Annotated in this window: 14 protein-coding genes and 1 pseudogene; 6 read left to right on the forward strand and 9 right to left on the reverse strand. The window is 66.5% G+C overall.

Features of this window, described 5'->3' with window-relative positions:
* Nucleotides 1-97: 97 nt before the first annotated feature.
* Entirely contained in the window at nt 98-886 is a 789-nt protein-coding gene (locus tag AB0J29_RS10955; RefSeq protein WP_364782782.1) for an aquaporin, read from the forward strand.
* Nucleotides 887-889: 3 nt separating this feature from the next.
* Here the strand turns inward: AB0J29_RS10955 and AB0J29_RS10960 are convergent, their stop codons facing one another.
* Entirely contained in the window at nt 890-1,468 is a 579-nt protein-coding gene (locus AB0J29_RS10960) for a type II toxin-antitoxin system PemK/MazF family toxin (protein WP_364782785.1), read from the reverse strand.
* 106 nt (nt 1,469-1,574) lie between these two features.
* Nucleotides 1,575-2,303 carry a hypothetical protein gene (locus AB0J29_RS10965; RefSeq protein WP_364782788.1) on the reverse strand — a complete coding sequence of 243 codons (729 nt, stop codon included), beginning with the start codon at nt 2,301-2,303 and terminating at the stop codon, nt 1,575-1,577.
* Between the two features lie 66 nt (nt 2,304-2,369).
* On the opposite strand from AB0J29_RS10965, the gene AB0J29_RS10970 reads away from it, so the two are divergent.
* Both AB0J29_RS10970 and lepA read left to right on the forward strand, forming a co-directional pair.
* Nucleotides 2,370-3,023 carry a DUF6304 family protein gene (locus AB0J29_RS10970; RefSeq protein WP_364782792.1) on the forward strand — a complete coding sequence of 218 codons (654 nt, stop codon included), beginning with the start codon at nt 2,370-2,372 and terminating at the stop codon, nt 3,021-3,023.
* Between the two features lie 86 nt (nt 3,024-3,109).
* On the forward strand, nt 3,110-4,972 hold the full coding sequence (lepA, locus tag AB0J29_RS10975) for a translation elongation factor 4 (RefSeq protein WP_364782795.1): 1,863 nt from the start codon (nt 3,110-3,112) through the stop codon (nt 4,970-4,972).
* 15 nt (nt 4,973-4,987) lie between these two features.
* On the opposite strand, the gene AB0J29_RS10980 is transcribed toward lepA, so the two are convergent.
* Genes AB0J29_RS10980 through AB0J29_RS10990 form a run of 3 tightly spaced genes read right to left on the reverse strand, consistent with a single transcriptional unit; the run spans nt 4,988 to nt 7,358 of the window.
* On the reverse strand, nt 4,988-6,250 hold the full coding sequence (locus tag AB0J29_RS10980) for a HAMP domain-containing sensor histidine kinase (RefSeq protein WP_364782798.1): 1,263 nt from the start codon (nt 6,248-6,250) through the stop codon (nt 4,988-4,990).
* Between the two features lie 58 nt (nt 6,251-6,308).
* Entirely contained in the window at nt 6,309-7,004 is a 696-nt protein-coding gene (locus tag AB0J29_RS10985) for a response regulator transcription factor (protein ID WP_364782801.1), read from the reverse strand.
* Between the two features lie 39 nt (nt 7,005-7,043).
* The gene (locus AB0J29_RS10990; protein ID WP_364782804.1) at nt 7,044-7,358 is read right to left on the reverse strand and encodes a hypothetical protein; all 315 of its coding nucleotides are present in this window, start codon (nt 7,356-7,358) and stop codon (nt 7,044-7,046) included.
* A gap of 402 nt (nt 7,359-7,760) precedes the next feature.
* Here AB0J29_RS10990 and AB0J29_RS10995 point away from each other — a divergent pair, with 402 nt between their 5' ends.
* Complete coding sequence (locus AB0J29_RS10995) at nt 7,761-9,200, forward strand: alpha/beta hydrolase (protein WP_364782807.1); 1,440 nt, start codon at nt 7,761-7,763, stop codon at nt 9,198-9,200.
* 149 nt (nt 9,201-9,349) lie between these two features.
* On the opposite strand, the pseudogene AB0J29_RS11000 reads toward AB0J29_RS10995, so the two are convergent.
* From AB0J29_RS11000 to AB0J29_RS11010, 3 genes and pseudogenes are all read right to left on the reverse strand, one after another.
* Nucleotides 9,350-9,620, reverse strand: a pseudogene (locus tag AB0J29_RS11000) (heavy metal translocating P-type ATPase); the annotation flags it as partial.
* 161 nt (nt 9,621-9,781) lie between these two features.
* Nucleotides 9,782-10,390 carry a hypothetical protein gene (locus tag AB0J29_RS11005; RefSeq protein WP_364782810.1) on the reverse strand — a complete coding sequence of 203 codons (609 nt, stop codon included), beginning with the start codon at nt 10,388-10,390 and terminating at the stop codon, nt 9,782-9,784.
* A 244-nt stretch (nt 10,391-10,634) separates the two neighbouring features.
* Nucleotides 10,635-10,979, reverse strand: coding sequence for a helix-turn-helix domain-containing protein (locus AB0J29_RS11010; RefSeq protein WP_364782813.1), 345 nt, complete (start codon nt 10,977-10,979; stop codon nt 10,635-10,637).
* Nucleotides 10,980-11,340: 361 nt separating this feature from the next.
* Between AB0J29_RS11010 and AB0J29_RS11015 the strand changes: the two genes are divergently transcribed.
* Both AB0J29_RS11015 and AB0J29_RS11020 read left to right on the forward strand, forming a co-directional pair.
* Nucleotides 11,341-13,581 (forward strand): hypothetical protein, encoded by a 2,241-nt coding sequence (locus AB0J29_RS11015; protein ID WP_364782816.1) that lies wholly within the window; start codon nt 11,341-11,343, stop codon nt 13,579-13,581.
* An 85-nt stretch (nt 13,582-13,666) separates the two neighbouring features.
* Nucleotides 13,667-15,466, forward strand: a complete 1,800-nt coding sequence (locus AB0J29_RS11020; protein WP_364782819.1) for a hypothetical protein — start codon at nt 13,667-13,669, stop codon at nt 15,464-15,466.
* 70 nt (nt 15,467-15,536) lie between these two features.
* Here the strand turns inward: AB0J29_RS11020 and AB0J29_RS11025 are convergent, their stop codons facing one another.
* Nucleotides 15,537-17,525, reverse strand: coding sequence for a glycoside hydrolase family 15 protein (locus AB0J29_RS11025; protein WP_364782822.1), 1,989 nt, complete (start codon nt 17,523-17,525; stop codon nt 15,537-15,539).
* Between the last annotated feature and the right edge of the window lie 418 nt (nt 17,526-17,943).

The raw sequence follows: 17,943 nt of genomic DNA on the forward strand, positions 1-17,943 counted from the left end.
TCGCGTAACGTCATTTTTCACATCAGCCGTGATTTCGTAGCAGGTCCTAGGCCGAACCCCATGCACACGGGGAAGATCCTCTCGGAAGGTGGCGCGTATGTCTCCCACTGCTCAGGAAGTCGTCGAGGAAGTCACCGAACTGGAGCCGACACCGGAGCCCAAGAAGTGGGCGGCCGAGGCGCTCGGCACGTTCGTTCTGGTGATGAGCGGTGTCGGCACCGCGGTGCTGGCCGGTGAACGCGTCGGTCCGCTCGGTACTGCTCTTGCCTTCGGCTTTTCGCTGCTGTTCCTGGTCTACGCGATCGGGCCGATCTCCGGCTGCCATGTGAATCCGGCCGTGACCCTCGGGCAGCTGCTGCTCGGCAGACTGTCGGCGATCTCGGCGGTCGGCTATGTGATCGCGCAGCTGATCGGTGCATTCCTGGCCGGGCTCGTACTGTTCGCGATCGCGAAGAATCTGCCGTCCTATGACCGCGCGGTCAACGGGCTCGGCGCGAACGGCTGGGGTAAACACAGCCCATCCGCGGTGCGCGGTCCGCTGGGGCAGGCGGTGATCCAGAACGGATACGGCCTGTCCGCGACGATCATCGTCGAGGTCATGTTGACCGCGCTGCTGGTCTTCGTGGTGCTGGCCTCCACCGACCAGATCTCCGATATCCCGCTGGCCGGCCTGTCGATCGGCGTCACGTACGCGGTCATCAACCTGATCTCGATCCCGGTGGACAACACCTCGGTGAATCCGGCCCGCAGCCTCGCCGTCGCCTTCTATCAGGACGGTGCTGGCCCCCAGGTCTGGGCCTTCGTGGTGTTCCCGCTCATCGGCGGCGTACTCGGCGCGCTGATCTACGGCCTACTGTTCGGCCGCTCCCGCGAAATGGTGTCTTGACCGCTAGTGCCAGGCGTATTCGGCACACAAGCGGTGGGCAACCAGGTCGAAGGTCTTGCGCGCCAGGATCGCGCCTTCGCGGCGGATGCCGTCCTCCGGGACGTCCAGTACCCGATCGAGGCGGACCCAGCTCGGCCTGCCCTCGTGATCCCAACTGCCGCTGCCGATTCCGACCCAGTCACGGTCGTGCGCGCGTTTCGGATTCGACGACAGCATCAGCCCGAGCAGGGTCCTGCGATCGCGGCCGACGACGAGCACCGGGCGGTCCTTGCCGTTGTTCGGATCCTCTTCATAGGGCACCCAGGTCCACACGATCTCGCCCGGATCGGCGCGACCGTCCAGCTGCGGGCAGTAGACGATCTGCCTGGCCCGCTCGGCGGTCGGCACCGGGGTCGAGGCAGTGGGCCGGATCGCGACCGCGGGCGCCTTCCGGGTCGCGAGTGACCCGACCGCGCGCTCGAGCAGCGATGAGCGCTGCAACTTGCCTACCAGCTTCGGCGCCCGTTGCTTGACGATCTTGGGCCCCTGCTGCTTCGCGATGAGGCCTAGCTGCTTGCCGATCGTGTTCCAAGTTCGGGCCATCCTTGGATGGTAACGGCGCTATCTCGTCTCCTCATCAGCACTGCCTACTGCCCGGTAGCGTTGCGTGTTCGCGGTCGGCGGCCGTGCGCACGGCGACGTGCGCGCATCATGCGCCGATGTGCTGCTGTGTCCGTGTCGAAAATGGTTGCAGCACTGGATATCTGCTGGCAGATACGGTATCGAGGTCGCGATCGGCGCCGATCCGCGCGACCGAGTCCAGCATGCGCCGCACCCGACCCTGGAACTCGGCAGCGTCCCGCGCGCCGTACCAGACCATCGGATCGGTGAGCGCCTCGGCCGGAAACTGTTCCTCGACAATGGCATCGATGGCGGGCGCGTCCGGTGTGATCGCCCGGACCACTACGTTCTGGGTATAGCCGAAGGTCGATTGCGTCTCGATGGCCACCGCGGTATGTCGCCCCTGCCACTCGCGCAGCCATTGTTCCTGCGTGAGTTCGGCGGGTCTGCGTAGGAAGGCGAGGTTGCCGAAGCCCTCGGTGCGGGTCGGGACCGAATCGTCCAGTCGCAGTGGCACCGACTCGGTTACCAGATAGCCGTGTACCGCGGTGCCGAATTCGGCGAGGATATCCGCCGCGGCCGTGGCCTCGGGACCATAGCTCTGCTCGACCCAGACCGTAACCGCCGCGGCGATCGGCGGGTCCAGCGTGACCATTCGCATCCGTGCGGCCTGGACCGCCGCATCACGGATATAAACGGTGACACCAGCCACCCCGAGGTCGACCAGGCGCGTGGCCACGATGGTGCGCAGCGATTCGCACCACGACTCGGTCGCATCGGCATCGGATCGGCGCAGGACGAAGATCAATTTCTCCACCCCGCCGAAAATACGGGGGATTCTTCGTTAGAGTCGGGCAATTCGTCGCGGAAGAAGGATCCAGTTGTGCAGCCCCAGGTTTTTCCGGGAACCTACACCGACGATCACGGCACCGAGCGCGTCATGTGGCGGATCGGGCCATCGCGACACTGGGGTCCGAACCGGTTCGATATCCGGACGGTGATTCGTGGCGTTCCGGTGGCGGGTCCGGACTTCGACGCGCTCGATCCCCATGACAAGGTCGCCGCCCTGCGGGTCGGACTTCCCGTCGACCAGTGGGATGCCATCTCGGGCTGTGCGTTCTCCGGCGAACTGCCCTGCACCGTGCAAGTGCGCGAGCAGCGGCAACCAGGTGTGATCCACTTCCGGCTGACCCTGCTGCCCGGCGGGGCAGGGGAGTCGCTCGATCTCGCCATCGACATAGATGGGCAGACCTACCACGGCGCCGACCGATACTTCGAGGACGCGTTGTTCCGGCTCGGACAACAGTTCCCGGACGACGTCCGCCTGCTTTCCTGCATAACGTGCCTGTTCTCCGACTACTCGCCGTACGGCCACGGCATCACCGGCATGTGGTGTCATCGCGATGCCAAGGACAAATACCTCGCGGTCCGTACCAAGGACGACTATTTCGAGGTGCCGGTGACCGAGCAGGTACCCGAGAACTACCTGTGCGCCGACTACGCGCACCGCATCGCCGGCACCGGCTATCGCGGCTGAAAAGTGGTACGGAACGCAGAACGGTGAACCGCTGACAGCGTCTCTACCTCGCGCATGGGACGATGGAGGGCAGTTTGCCGATACCCATGAGGAGTGGAGTGCCCGCCAGCTTCGCCGACACGACGTTCACCGATCCCGCCCGGATCCGGAACTTCTGCATCATCGCGCATATCGACCACGGCAAGTCGACGCTGGCCGACCGTATGTTGCAGCTCACCGGTGTGGTCGAGGAACGGGCGATGCGCGCCCAGTACCTGGACCGAATGGATATCGAGCGGGAACGCGGCATCACCATCAAGGCCCAGAATGTGCGACTGCCCTGGCAGGTCGACGGCACCGACTATGTGCTGCATCTGATCGATACGCCCGGCCACGTCGACTTCACCTACGAAGTGTCGCGTGCACTCGAGGCGTGTGAAGGTGCGGTGCTGCTGGTCGACGCGGCGCAGGGCATCGAGGCGCAGACGCTGGCGAATCTGTATCTGGCGCTGGACAAGGATCTGACGATCATTCCGGTGCTGAACAAGATCGACCTGCCCGCCGCCGATCCGGACCGCTACGCCGCCGAGATCGCCCATATCGTCGGCTGCGAACCCGATGACGTGCTGCGGGTATCGGGTAAGACCGGTGTCGGTGTGGTGGAGCTGCTGAACGAGGTCATCAAGCAGGTGCCCCCGCCGGTCGGCGATCCGGAAGCACCCGCGCGCGCCATGATCTTCGACTCGGTCTATGACACCTATCGCGGCGTGGTCACCTATGTCCGTGTGGTGGACGGCAAGATCATTCCGCGCGAGAAGATCAAGATGATGTCCACCGGCGCGACCCACGAGTTGCTCGAGGTCGGCATCGTCTCGCCGGAGCCCAAGCCCACTCAGGGCCTCGGCGTCGGCGAGGTCGGTTATCTGATCACCGGCGTGAAGGATGTGCGCCAGTCGAAGGTCGGCGATACCGTGACCTCTGCGCGCGGCGGTGCGAGCGAACCGCTCACCGGCTATCGCGAGCCGCGCCCGATGGTGTACTCCGGTTTGTACCCGGTCGACGGCTCGGACTATCCGGACCTGCGCGACGCACTCGACAAGCTCCAGCTCAACGATGCCGCGCTGACCTATGAGCCGGAGACCTCGGTGGCGCTCGGCTTCGGGTTCCGCTGTGGCTTCCTCGGTCTGCTGCACATGGAGATCACCCGGGAGCGGCTGCAGCGCGAATTCGATCTGGACCTGATCTCGACCGCGCCGAACGTGGTCTACACGGTGCAGATGGAGGACGGCGCCGAACACGTCGTCACCAATCCGTCGTACTGGCCCGAGGGCAAGATCCGGCACGTGTATGAGCCGGTGGTCAAGTGCACCATCATCTCGCCGAGTGAATTCATCGGCTCGATCATGGAGCTGTGCCAGGCCCGGCGCGGTGAACTCGGCGGCATGGACTATCTGTCCGAGACCCGGGTCGAGCTGCGCTACACCATGCCGATGGCCGAGATCATCTTCGACTTCTTCGATTCGTTGAAGTCGCGCACCCGCGGTTATGCCAGCCTCGATTACGAGGAGTCGGGCGTGCAGGAATCGGCGCTGGTCAAGGTGGATATCCTGCTGCAGGGCGAGGCCGTGGACGCGTTCAGCGCGATCGTGCACCGGGACGCCGCGCAGGCCTATGGCCACAAGATGACCACCAAACTGCGCGAACTCATTCCACGTCAGCAGTTCGAGGTACCCATTCAGGCCGCCATCGGCTCGAAGATCATTGCCCGCGAGAACATCCGTGCCATCCGCAAGGACGTGCTCGCCAAGTGCTACGGCGGTGACATCAGCCGTAAGCGCAAACTGCTGGAGAAGCAGAAGGAGGGCAAGAAGCGCATGAAGACCATCGGTCGCGTGGACGTCCCGCAGGAAGCCTTCGTGGCCGCGCTCTCCTCCGATGCCGCCGCCGACAAACCCAAGGGCCAGAAGTAGCTTCGCCGCCCTGGCTCAGCGTGTCGGATTGATCCGGACGCGCAGACGTACGCCGCCCAGCGGGCTGGAGTTCAGTTCGGCTGTGCCGGAATGGAGTTCGGCTTGCTGGCGGACCAGGGCCAGGCCCAGACCGGAGCCGGGGGAGCCGTGGCCTTTGACGAAGCGGTCGAAGGCGGTCGGGTGGAGCGTGGCGGGGATGCCGGTGCCATCGTCGTCGATGATGATGTCGACGGCGTCGGAGTCGGGGCGGCGGGCCGCGACCGTGATGGTGTGTGCGTGACCGTGCTGTACGGCGTTGGCGACCGCGTTGGTGACGATGAGCATGAGCCCGCCGGGGAGACCGGTCACCGTCGTCGGGGTGCATTCGGTGAGGTCGATGCTGACCTCGGGATGTCGGCGGCGCGCGTCCTGTACTGCGCGGTCGAGGGTTTCGCAGAGTTCGAAGGGTTCGAAGGCGTCGGATTCGGTGAGTTCGCCGACGGCGAGTTGTTCCAACTCGGTCAAGGTGTTCTCGATCTGGCGCTCGACGAGCAGGACATCGGCGAGTACCGCGCGCTGCTGTTCAGCGGGCAATTCCTTGGTGGCCAGGACTTCCAGGTCGGTGCGCATCGCGGTGAGCGGTGTACGCAGCTCGTGGGCGCAGACCGCGGCGAAGTCCCGGGCGCTGGCGAGTGCGCGATTGGTGGCGCCGTGTGCGGCCTCGAGTCGCGCGAGCATGTGGGTGATGGCATCGGAAAGTTCTTCCGCCTCACGGGCTCCGCGGCCGCTCAGTGGCGGGAGCTGCTCGAGAGTATCGATGCCGTGGGTCGCGGTGGCCAGTCTGCGCAGTGGCCGTGCGGCGTAGCCGGCCAGGAACCAGCCGAGTACCGCGGCGAGCAGCACGCCCGTGATGCCGATCGCGATACCGATCAGCTGGCTGCGGCGGATGGCCGAATCCACCAGCGCGCGATCGGCTTCGAGCCGCACCACCAAACCGGGTGCTCCCGCGACGGTGGTGCGGACATCACCGGGCGCCACGATGACCGGCCCGGGTAGGGCGAGATCCGATGGCGGGTCGGGGAGGGCCCGAATCAGCACGTGCGGTGGTGCATCCAGCGGTGGTGCGATCGCGACGCCCATGGTCGAGACCGTCTCGTCGAACTGTCGCGAACCGGTGGCGTCGAGCAGCGCGGTATAGCCGATGCCGAGCGTGACCGCGACAAGCGCCGCGACCACGCCCGATACCAGCGCGACGCGAGCGCGCAACGACAGCGACACTGTGCCTTTCGGCGACCGCATCGCCCGGCCCCACCGACTCGCCCACGCCGGGTTCGGTTGCGCCGCTACCGACATTCGCTCACGGTTCCTCTCGCAGTACGAATCCGACCCCGCGCACGGTGTGGATCACCCGCGCCGCACCGTGCGTTTCCAACTTTCGCCGCAGATAGGAGACGAACACATCCACCACATTGGTGTCGGTGCTGAAGTCGTAACCCCAGACTGCGGAAAGGATCTGCTCGCGACTGAGCACGATGCCGACGTTCTCTGTCAGCAGGGCGAGCACCTCGAATTCCCGTTTGGTCAGCTCCACCTGTTGGCCGTTCACGTACACCCGATAGCCAGCCCGGTCGATCCGCACCTGTCCGACCTGGCGTTGGTCATCGCCGGACGGCCGGATCAGCGTGGGCCGACGGCGCAGCAATGCGTGCAGGCGAGCGACGAGTTCGCCGAGGTCGAAGGGTTTGGTCAGGTAATCGTCGGCGCCGCGTTCCAAGGCCGCGATCCGATCGCTGACCGCGGTACGGGCGCTCAATACGCAGATCGGAATGTCGTTACCGATCGCGCGCAATGCCGTAACCACGCCCGCCCCATCGAGATTCGGCATATTCACATCGAGCACAATGGCGTCCGGTTCGGCGCTGCGAACCATCGATAGCGCCTCGGCGCCGTCACCGGCGGTGACCACCTCGAAGTCCGAGAGTTCGAGCCCGCGCCGCAGCGACGCGAGAACTCGAACTTCGTCGTCCACAACCAGGATGCGTTGTCCGGTCATGGGGCCACAATAGGGCCGTCCCTCGGGCAGCTGTCGTTACTACCGCGGTCCGGGTTGGATGTGCAGCACGCCGGGGCCGACGGGCTGGCCGGGCGCCGGGATGCCCGGTCCGGAGGGATCGAGACCCGGGCAGTCGGGCAACGGTGCCGCCGGAGCGCCGGGCGCCTGCTCGATCACCACATGGGGTCCGCCAGGACCCGGCGCCGGGCACACCACCGTCACGCCGCCGTCGCCCGGTCGCGGCGGCTGGGCCGAGGCGGCTGCCGCGACCAGCACGGCCGCGCCGGCGGCGACTGCGGTTCCGGTGACGATGGTGACAATGCGGGCTCGGCCGCGTCCGAGGGGTGCGGTCATGATGCGATCTCCTTCGTGTCGGTGCCGGGATGTCCCGGCGAAACCCACGCTAGGGCGCGCAACTTCACCGTCTCTTGAGTAATTGTTAGAAATCTCTTGCGGCGCATCGAACTTCGGGCTTATGGGTGGCTGCCGACGAGTTGGTCTCGCCGGCACGGTTTCGAGCGAGCCGCCGCGTGGCGGGGGCCGAGCATGTGGGTGATGGCATGGGAAAGTTCTTCCGCCTCACGTGCTCCGCGGCCGCTCAGTGGCGGGAGTTGCTCGAGGGTATCGATGCCGTGGGTCGCGGCGGCAGTCTGCGCAGTCGCGGATGCCCGAATCCACCAGCGCGCGATCGGTGCGAGATGGGGGAAGTCCTGGATGTGCGGGGGGCGCCAGGACTTCTACCCTCGGATGATGCGAGTGTCGCCCGGTACGGAGTCGGGGGCGAAAGGCAGCGGCGCGGCGCAACCCATTGCGTGGCATGCGTGCCCGGACAACATAGGGGCGGCCGTTCAGTGCGCGGATATCGAGGTGCCGCTGGACTGGCGCAAACCGGAAGGCGAGAAGATCACCGTCGGAATCGGCAGACTGCCTGCGGCCGATCCCGCGCGTCGGATCGGCTCGCTGATCTTCGATCCGGGCGGGCCCGGTGGATCAGGCGTCGGGATGATCGCAGGTGAGGCGACCTACCCCGGACTGTTCCCGGCCGAACTGCGCGCGCGGTTCGACCTGATCGGCTTCGACCCGCGCGGCATCGGGACCAGCAAGCCCGCCATGCGCTGCGATCCGGAACTGGCAAACCGGCGGCCGGATGTCTTCGTCGCTGATCAGGCCGCCTTCGATGCGCTGGTCGAATCCAATAAGGCATTCGGTGCGAGCTGTCGACGCCTGACCGGGCCGTTGCTCGACCACATGGATACCGTGGCCGTTGCTCGCGACCTCGACGTGGTGCGCCAGCGCCTCGGCGGCGAGCCGCTGAACTACGTGGGGGTGTCCTACGGCTCGGAGATCGGATTGGAATACGCGCGCCTTTTCCCGAGCGGCAGCCGAGCGCTGGTTCTCGATGGGGCATTGGACCATTCGCTCCCGCTGAGCGCCATGCACGTCTACGAGGCCACGGCCTTCGAGAACGGGCTGGGTCGCTTCGCGGCCTGGTGCCGCGAGTCCGCCGATTGCGCGTTGCGCGGTGACGATGCCACCGCCGTCGTCCGCGACCTGGTGGCTCGCACGCGGCAGGCCCCGCTACCCGCACCCACGTGCGCGACCTCGAAACAGTGCGCACCGCAGGTCCGGACCGGTGATCTGCTCGCGGGCATTCAAGGGAGCCTGCTGTTCAAATCCACAGTGGGCCCGGTCGCCGGGTGGGCGGGTCTGGCCACGGCGCTGGACCATGCCCGCGCCGGCGACGCCAGCGATCTGTCACCCCATGTCCTCACCGACACCACGACCGCCGGATTGGGTGTCGCATGTGCCGAATACCGCGCCGACTTCACCACTTACGCGGCCCTGAAAACCGAGCAGATCCTGGCCGCCGCCATCGCCCCCACCACCCTCGGCGGCACCGAATCCTATAGCTACCTCGCCCACTGCCTCGGCTGGCCCGCTGAATTCACCAACCCGCCGCATACGGTTACCGCCAAACCCACCATCACCCCCCTCATCGTGAACTCGACCCACGACCCGTCGACCCCCTACGGCTGGGCCCAACTGATGTCCACGCAGATTCCGAACGCGGTCCTGCTGACCCGCGAAGGCGACGGTCACACCTCCTTCTTCCTCCCCGGCCGCACCCGTGAAGCCATCATCGAATATCTGATCGACGGTACGGTTCCCGCACCGGGGACGGTGCTGACCGACTGAGGTCGGCCCGCGGATGAGCGACACCGCCGTAATACTCCGGGATGACGCGGGGGTGCAGGCCTACATTGACCCGCGATGCGGTCCGGTGGATTCGGCAGCGGACCCGGGTGCGGCGAGCAACGGTGCGGTGGGTGTGAGCGCCGCGGCGAGGGGTGCTCGCTGGGATGCTCGGCAGCAACGGCCGGCCGCAGCAGGTCATCGTCGCCGAAACGCGGGGCCGGACTGCGGGTTTCGGTGAGTTCAGGGGTGCCGCACGTGCGGGTGCCGGTCTGGTCGAACGCGACCTGGGGCGTGGGTGCGGAGCTGTTCCATCACGACCGCGGACTCGACGAGCACGCCGTGGCGGCCGGCGTTGGCGATCGCCGCCGAAAGCGGCGGCATGGTCGCCAGCACCACCGCGCACGGCGAGGCCACGATCATTGTTCGACGTACTGCGTAAGCCACAGCCCTGACTCACCGAACAGGGGCCTGCCGGGATACGAGCGAAAGGGGCAATGAGCTCCCGAATCTGCCGCAACCCCGATTTCTCGCAGATGCTCCTCAACCCCCGACCAGTTGGCCGCTATTTCACCTGCCCGTGATCACGGCTGGCCGCTGGCGAGCGCCTGTACGGCGCCGAGGAACTCCGGGCCGCCCACGACGTATCCGCCGACGGTTCCACCGATCAGCACACCAACGGGGATGCTGATCCCCCAAATCAGGGGCATACACGCCCCGAGGATGCCACCGACGATGGCACCGCCGACGACGCCAGGCAGGTTCTTGTTGATCTGCTCCTTGAGCCGGTCATAGGAGCTGATGTCCCTCAGTTGCGCAATATCTTCTGCCGTCGGGGTCGGTGTCAGCGTCAGGGTGTGGCCGTCCGCACCGATGCGCTGCGCAATCGCGATTGAACGCCCGTCGACGGCGTACGATTGCGGCACTTCGGTCACCGCGGCTCCGTCGCCGGACTCGAGCACCACCGCACCGTTCTGCGCGATCTCGAACTTGCCATTCTCGACGGTGGCGATAACGACCCTGTCGACCGGCGAAACGGTGATCTGGTAGTTGATTCCATGATCCACACCGGAAGTCGTGTCCCCCGCAGTGGGCTGCTCCGTTACGGCCAGCTCTGCATGGGCGGTTGCCGCAGTGATACCCACGGCCGAGATGGCCATGAAAACGGCAGCAGTGATCTTCTCGAACTTCATACTTCGAATCCCTCCACTCAACTGCCCCTGATGGGCGGACCGAGTCAGACCTTAGGCGTCGAATTCCATGGTGTGTGGTACGCCACACGCAGTTCGCAGTCACTGCACTCCTGCTTCCCCTGTGACCGGCTGGAGAGCAGTACTGCGCAATCGCGGTGAGACCCAAAGAAATCAAGGCCGCCGATCAGCCGTCACCCCGGGCGGCACCGACACCCTTCGTAGCCGACGTCGCCAACGTCCATGGTCAGTGCACCGAGACCAGGTCACGGGGGCAGCACCGGGCGACGCAGGCGATGTGTTCACGTGTCCCGCGATCGACCTTCGTTGGCCTGTCCCAGCTCCATTTCGGGTCCAACGCTTCGAACCCCCGTTCGTTGAAGTCGTGGATCACTTGCCGCACATAGGCTTCCGACACCTGCATCAGCCGAGTGATCGCCGGGACCGGCTGCCGCTGAGCCGAAGCCATCACCACGATCGCGCGTCGTGTCCTGATCGGGTTGCCTGCTCGTCTTCGTGATCTTCTGCAACCGGCGTCCCTCCCCTGGGCGCACCACTCGCACGAACACTTCCGGATCCGTGCCACCGGCATCACCCTGACCGGCAGCTTCGCCGTCTGCGGGCGGCCTGGCAAACCGACCCCCGATTACCGCACGCCCCTTCTGGACGAGGCGTAGTCTCGTCGGCACGGCTTCGAGCGAGCCGCCGCGTGGCGCGGTTTCGGAACGCTCGAGCGGGTCGAATGGCAACGCCTGCCACCGGTTTGGGGTGCCCATAAGAACAAGGGCTTCCGTTCTGTGTTCTCTGATGGCAAGGTTGTGTTGCTTGTCGCAGTCGTATTCCTTGCGGACCTGCCGAATGTGACAGTTGGGTTCTCCGGAATATGGTTGGGTAATCTTGACTCGGTCTGCCCGGCGTGGTGAGGATGCTGGAAACCTGAGAGTGGAGCTTGCATGACGAGTGACCTGCCCTTCGATGGCGATGCCACCGGAGCTGACGACCGTGCGGGCGATACGGCCTATCGCGTTGCCACCGGCGTCGCGCGGGTAGCGAGGGCGGGCGCGTACGTCACCGGCGGCGCGCTGGTCGCCAGTGGCGGTACCGCCCCAGCGCCAGCCCATCCCGGTGGGCAACGGCTCGACAGCTGGACTTCGGCCTATACCCGCGACCCCGATGCCGGCGCGCCGAGCCCGGTGGTCACCTTCCCGGATCCGGATCCGAATTCGGCACCGCCCGCCCCACTGCATTCGTCGACGCCGACCCCGCGCGATATCAGCGTGAACGCACCGTTCACCATCCCGAATGTGCCCAATTCCGGCGTGCACGTCGGGCCGGCACCGCAGCAGCATGCACCACAGCCGTGGCAGAACGCCGGGTACGGCAACAGCTATCAGCCCGGAATCGCCCTCGGCGCCGAGGGCGAACGCTCCGGACTCGATCTGCACAGCGGGGCACCACAGTCCGGCCTCGATCTCGGTACCGCGCATGTGCCAGGCGGCTTCGGCAACCTGCCCGGATTCGACTTCGGTCACAGCGGCCACGGTTTCGACCTCCCCAACCCGAGCGCCTTCCTCGCTCCGGGTTCGAATCCGTTTGCCCTGCCTCGCGTTCCGGCATCGGGGACGGCCGACAACTCGGCGATCGGCGAGTCGGCGAGCGACGATGGCGAAAGCGCCGACGACGGCGATGCGGTCGCGAGCCACGTTCCGTTCTACGGCGGCAATATGTTTCACAGCGGCGCGACCGGGGGCAGCGGTGAGCTGTTCCACGGCGGCGATGCATTCCACGGCGCCGATATGTTCCACGGTGTCGGCAATCCCGATGCCTTCAGCGCATTCATCAATGCGGGAGCCGGTTTCAGTGTGCATACCGAACTCGCCGTGGACTTCAGTATCGGTCCCAACGGGATGTACCTGGCCACACAGTCCAAGGTCGAGGTCGAGGGTGCGCTGAAGATCGAGGCCGGCGTGGATCGGGTCGGTGACAATGTGGATCGGGTCGGTGACAATATCGACAGGTTCTCCGATTGGCTCGGCCGAACTCCCAGCGGCACCGGACGTTCCGGCCTCGACAACTCCGGTGCGCCCGGCACGGCCAGCTCGGTCGGCACCCAGCCTGTTGGCGGATCCGTTCCCCAGTACTCGGCCGTGCAGCCCGTTGCGGTGCAGCCGTTCGCGGCGCCGCTGCCCGCTCCGATCGCACCGGCCGTCGCGCCCGCACCGGTGGCCTCAGCGGTCGTCGCGCCCGCCGCGGTCGCCGCGCCGGTTGCGGCCACCCCGCTGCAGACCACGATTCAGCCGGATGTGGCGAGCACCCCGGTCGCCAATGTCCTTGTCGCGCCATCGGGTCCGTCACCACTGACCGCGCCCGCCGCGGTGGTGCCCGCCCTGTTCGAGCCGCGGCCGGTGCCGGCGAAGCATCCGATCGTGGTCGAAGATTCGCATCCGACCACCACACCGTTGACCGACATCCCGACCACCATCACCAAGACGGTGCCGGTTCCGGTCATCCCTGGCGACAACACCGCCGGGCATCCGACCACGCTGCCCGATACGGGCAGCGTCATACCCGGCACCACCGCACTTCCGGGCACGGATATCACCGGGACGACGAAGATCCCCACCGCGACCCACGCGCCGACCACGCAGGCTCCCAGCACGAACGTGCCGTCCCACACCGCGATGCCGACGACACCGGACGACGACGATGTGACGATCCCGAGCACCGGCAACGCTGGCGGACCGAGTACCGGTCACAGCGGCGGAATCACCCCGAGCACGGTCAACGGCGGCACGGGCGGCACGGGCGGCACACACACCACCTACCCGACGGCCGACGCCCCGACCGTGGACGTGCCGACCGTATCGCTGCCGACGGTCACTCATTCCGCGCCGACGGTCGCGCCGACTGTGGATATCGGTATCCCGACCGCGAATCCCCCCGCACCGATCCCGACTCAGCAGCCGCATGTGCCAGCGCCGACGATGCCCGCACCGATCACCCCGATGAAACCGCCGATCCACCCGATCGCCGCGGAAATCGGCGATCCGGCCGATTTCGGGCACCCGGTATACGAGCCCGATCACACGACATCGACCCTCATGGCCGCCGGGCTGTCCACCCCGCTGCTGCCCGATCCGGGTCTGGACGACGGCAGTCACCTGCTGGCGGGCCTGGATATCACCCTGATCTAGGAGCCGCACGGGGGTCGCGCGCACCCGGCGCGCTGGCGCGTGTCATCGTCGAATGCGATATCCGTACGACAGTGAGGAGGAGCGGTTGTCTGCCGCAGCGGGGCTGGAGGCTGCCACGGTGAAACATCCGGAGGCGATGGCGCCAGTCATCGGAATCCTCGATCGACTGCAGGAGATGACCCGCTCCGCGGGCCGACAAGACCTGGGCGCCCGACTGAGCATGGTCCGGGCCAGGGTCGGTGACACCCGGCTGCGCCTAGTGGTCGTCGGCGCCGCGAAGAACGGCATGAGCACCCTGGTCAACGGTCTGATCGGGGCGCGGGTCAGCGCTACCGAGAGTGCGCTGAGTGTGCCGGTGATCGCCGAGTACGGACCGGAGCCGACCGCTGAGCTGGTGAAATCGCTGGGCGCGGGCCGGATCGAGCGCCAGCCCGTCGATCCGCTCGACCCCGGGCCCGCGCTGGCCACCGACGGGGTGATCCGCGCCGAATTCACCGAGCCGAGCCCGCTGCTGGCCGAGGGACTCGTGCTGATGGACGCACCCGGCGGCGACGGCGAGGATCACGCCACCTGGTCGATGATCGCCGCCGCGGATGCGGTGCTCTACGTCGGTGACGCCGGCACCGAGTTCAGCGCGGAGCAGATCGACTATCTCGCGCGCATCCAGCAGATCTGTCCGACGGTCATCTGCGCGCTGAACAAGATCGACCTGCACCCGCATTGGCAGCACACCCAGCAGCGCAATCGCGAGCTATTGGACGCGGCGGGCCTGGGCTTCGCGGTGGCGCCGGTCTCCGCGCTGCTGCACCTGCAGGCGGGCAATTACCAGCGCGATATCGAATCCGGTGTGCCCCAACTGGTCGACCATCTACGCGACTATCTGCTGGCTAGGGCCAACAGCCTGGTGCTGGAAGCCGCGGCCAATGACATCCGGCTGATCGCCGACCACCTCGCCGTGACCCTGCGGACCGAGGCCGAGGCGCTGCGCGATCCGCGCCGCCGGGTGGAGATCACCGAACAGCTGGTCGCCGCCCGCGATCAGGCCGATCAGCTGCGGCAGCGCTCGGCCAACTGGCAGGTCACCCTCGGTGACGGCGGCACGGAGCTGATGGCCGATATCGAACACGACCTGCGGCACCGGCTGCGCAGTCTGGTGCGCGATGCCGAGGCCGAGATAGCCAAGACCGATCCGGCTCGCCACTGGCAAGATTTCGGCGCGGATATGGACGCGCGTGTCTGCGAGGCCGTCGAAGAGAATTTCGTGGTCGCGCATTACCGGGCGGTGGAATTGTCCGAACAGGTGGCCGCCAAATTCCCCGCTGATCACCGCACCCCGCCGCTACCGGACCTACGCCTGGAAAATCCCGGTGAAGTGCTCGACCAGGTCGCGCCGCTGGATCCGCTGAACAGCGCGAAAGCCGGTGTGCTCGGTCAATTCCTGACCGTTATGCGCGGGTCCTACGGCGGTCTGCTGATGGTCGGTGTGCTCACCAGTCTGCTGAAAATGCCACTGGTGAACTGGTATTCGGCCGCCGCCGCGTTGCTGCTCGGCGCCAATGCGCTGTGGGACGATCGCAAGGCGCGTAAGCAGCGCCGTCAGGCCGAGGCCAAGGTTTCAGTGGCCAGATTGATGGACGATGTGATCTTCCAGGTCGGTAAGGAATCGCGAAATCGGTTGCGCGCCATGCAGCGCGCGTTGCGCGATCACTTCACCGATGTCGCCACCGATGTGCTCCGCGCCGCCGACGAACGGTTGCGCGTCGCGGAGGTGGCCTATGGGAGATACGGCGATCACCGTGAGGAACGCATCGCCGATCTGGACGTGCAACTCGGCAGGTTGCGCGGGTTGCGCGCCGAGGCCGATGGGATCAGCGCTGCCGCGTAGGCAGAACGCAGCGCCGCCGCGCAGGCAGGCCCCAGTGCCGGCGCGTAGACGGGACGGCCGTGCTCGTCTGTCAGGCCCGAATGCTTGTCGGCGTATGCGCCGGCAGGAACCTGCCGGAGTTGTGTGACTGCTCGGCCCTGATCACATGCGTCACCGCATTGATCAGCGCCAGATGGGTGAATGCCTGCGGGAAGTTACCGAGATGACGTCCACTGCGCGAATCGATCTCCTCGGCGTAGAGCCGCAGCGGACTCGCATAGCCGAGCAGCCGCTCGCACAGATGCCGGGCCCGTTGCAGCTCGCCGATCTCCACCAGCGCGGAGACCAACCAGAACGAGCAGATGGTGAAGGTGCCCTCCGTGCCGGTCAAACCGTCATCGGTGGTTTCGGTCCGGTAGCGCAGCACCAGACCGTTCTCGGTGAGCCGGTCGGCGATCGAGAGCACGGTCGCGCGCACCCGATGGTCGGTGGGCGGCAGGAAGCGGTTCAGCACCACCAGCAGCAGTGACGCGTCCAGGGTGTCGCCGCCGTAGGTCTGGGTGAAGACACCGTCGGCATTCACGCCGTTGGTGAGGATATCGGCCTTGATCTGGTCGGCGACGGTGTACCACTCGGTGGCCCGCTCGTATTCGCCGTGCAGTTCGGCCAGTTTCGCGCCACGGTCCAGCGCCAGCCAGCACATCACCTTCGACGAGGTGAAATGCTGTGGCTCACCGCGGACCTCCCAGATGCCGCGGTCGGGCTCCTGCCAGTGCGCGATGGCCGCCTCGACCTGGCGCTCCAGTAGCGGCCACAGCGACTCCGGCACCTGTTGGCGGGATTTCACGTGCAGGTACACCGCGTCGAGCATGGTGCCCCAGATATCGTGCTGGTCCTGGTTGTACGCGCCGTTGCCGATGCGCACGGGTTTTGCGCCGTCGTAGCCGGTCAGGTTGTCGAGCGTGCTCTCGGTGAGGTCGCGTTCGCCGCCGATACCGTAGAGCACTTGCAGCGGAACGGGTTCGCCGTTGTCACCGGTGGTGGCGTCGTTGAGGAAGGCGAAGAAGTCGTTGGCCTCGCGGTCGAGGCCGAGGGTGTACAGGCCCCACAGCGCGAAACTGGAATCACGCACCCAGGTATAGCGGTAGTCCCAGTTGCGCTGGCCGCCAGGGGTTTCCGGCAGAGAGGTGGTCGCGGCGGCCATCAGCGCACCGGTCGGCGCGTAGGTGAGTCCCTTCAGCGTGAGCGCACTGCGCTGCAAGTAGTTGCGCCACGGATGATCCGGGAAATCGCCGAGAGTGATCCACTCCCGCCAGCATTCCGTGGTCTGCCACATCTTCTGCGCCGCCTCCTCGAAGGTGCGCGGCGGGGGCAGCTCCGACCAGGTCAGCGCGACGAATACCTCGTCGCCCTCTTTCATCCTGGTCCTGGCGCGGGCCTCGCGGCCCTCGAGTCCCAACCGCAGGTCGGTGGTCAGCACCAGCGTCGGGCCCACCGTCGGATCGGTGGTACGCACCGCGGTGGCCTCCTCGTACACCTTGCCGGTGTACTCCCAGCGGGCCGGGGCGCGGTGGTAATCGAAGGCGGGTTCGCAGCTCATCTCCAGCTCGACCGTGCCGTTCACGCACTTCACCGTCCGCAACAGCACGTGCTCGGCATCCCAATCCATCGGCGTGCGGCGATGGGTCTTGCTGCGCTGATCGTTATTGTGCCAGGGGCCGAGTACCAGCGCGTCGCGCACGATCAGCCAGCCGGTCTCGGATTGCCAGGTGGTCTCCAGGATCATGCCGCCGGGCAGATACCGCCGCGCCGCGGGCACATTGACCCCATACGGGCCGATCCGGAAATGTCCGGCGCTGCGATCGAGCATCGCGCCGAAGATGCTCGGCGAGTCGGGGCGCGGCACGCACATCCACTCGACACCGCCATTGCTGGCGATCAGACAGCTGGTCTCACAGTCGGACAGGAACGCGTAATCGTCGATCGGCGGATAGGTGGCGTGCTGGCGCACCTCACCCAGCTGGCTGAGGGCGGGCACGTCGGCAGGCTCGTCAACGGTCAGTTCATCGGAAGACGCCATACCTCATCTTCGGTCCGTCCGCGTTCGCCGTCCACCGCCCGCGCCGAAACCCCCGATCACCGCGCGCTGACCATAGCGAAACGTGCCACACGACTCAGCCGAGATGGATCTCTGTCCGACGAGCGAGGAGTTCGCGGTTTGCGTCCGCGCGTAGGCACGGCCATCGACTCAGCCGAGTCGTCGAAGCACGGGCGCGAATCTCGGCACCCGCGCACCAGGTACCGAACGACCCGCCTTAAACGACCACAACGGAGCGAGTCTTACGAGCGACCGTTCGCGGCCCGTCTCGCGTCCGAGTCGTCGAAGCGCATGCGACGTAGTCGCGACGCGCTCACCGCGCTGCCCACCCGAACGCAGCGAACGAGATCTCCCATGTCGGCCAGCACATGCGCACTGACTGGGTGAACTTCGCGACCAC

The organism is Nocardia sp. NPDC049707 (assembly GCF_040674855.1).
Taxonomy (GTDB): domain Bacteria; phylum Actinomycetota; class Actinomycetes; order Mycobacteriales; family Mycobacteriaceae; genus Nocardia.

Excerpts from the sequence above, each read along its gene's own strand:
- AB0J29_RS11005 (WP_364782810.1), bottom strand. The coding sequence starts at position 10,390 with ATGAAGTTCGAGAAGATCACTGCTGCCGTTTTCATGGCCATCTCGGCC.
- lepA (WP_364782795.1), top strand. The coding sequence starts at position 3,110 with ATGAGGAGTGGAGTGCCCGCCAGCTTCGCCGACACGACGTTCACCGAT.
- AB0J29_RS10960 (WP_364782785.1), bottom strand. The coding sequence starts at position 1,468 with ATGGCCCGAACTTGGAACACGATCGGCAAGCAGCTAGGCCTCATCGCG.
- AB0J29_RS10990 (WP_364782804.1), bottom strand. The coding sequence starts at position 7,358 with ATGACCGCACCCCTCGGACGCGGCCGAGCCCGCATTGTCACCATCGTC.
- AB0J29_RS11010 (WP_364782813.1), bottom strand. The coding sequence starts at position 10,979 with ATGCCGGTGGCACGGATCCGGAAGTGTTCGTGCGAGTGGTGCGCCCAG.
- AB0J29_RS10985 (WP_364782801.1), bottom strand. The coding sequence starts at position 7,004 with ATGACCGGACAACGCATCCTGGTTGTGGACGACGAAGTTCGAGTTCTC.
- AB0J29_RS10955 (WP_364782782.1), top strand. The coding sequence starts at position 98 with ATGTCTCCCACTGCTCAGGAAGTCGTCGAGGAAGTCACCGAACTGGAG.
- AB0J29_RS10980 (WP_364782798.1), bottom strand. The coding sequence starts at position 6,250 with ATGCGGTCGCCGAAAGGCACAGTGTCGCTGTCGTTGCGCGCTCGCGTC.
- AB0J29_RS11015 (WP_364782816.1), top strand. The coding sequence starts at position 11,341 with ATGACGAGTGACCTGCCCTTCGATGGCGATGCCACCGGAGCTGACGAC.
- AB0J29_RS11025 (WP_364782822.1), bottom strand. The coding sequence starts at position 17,525 with ATGGCGTCTTCCGATGAACTGACCGTTGACGAGCCTGCCGACGTGCCC.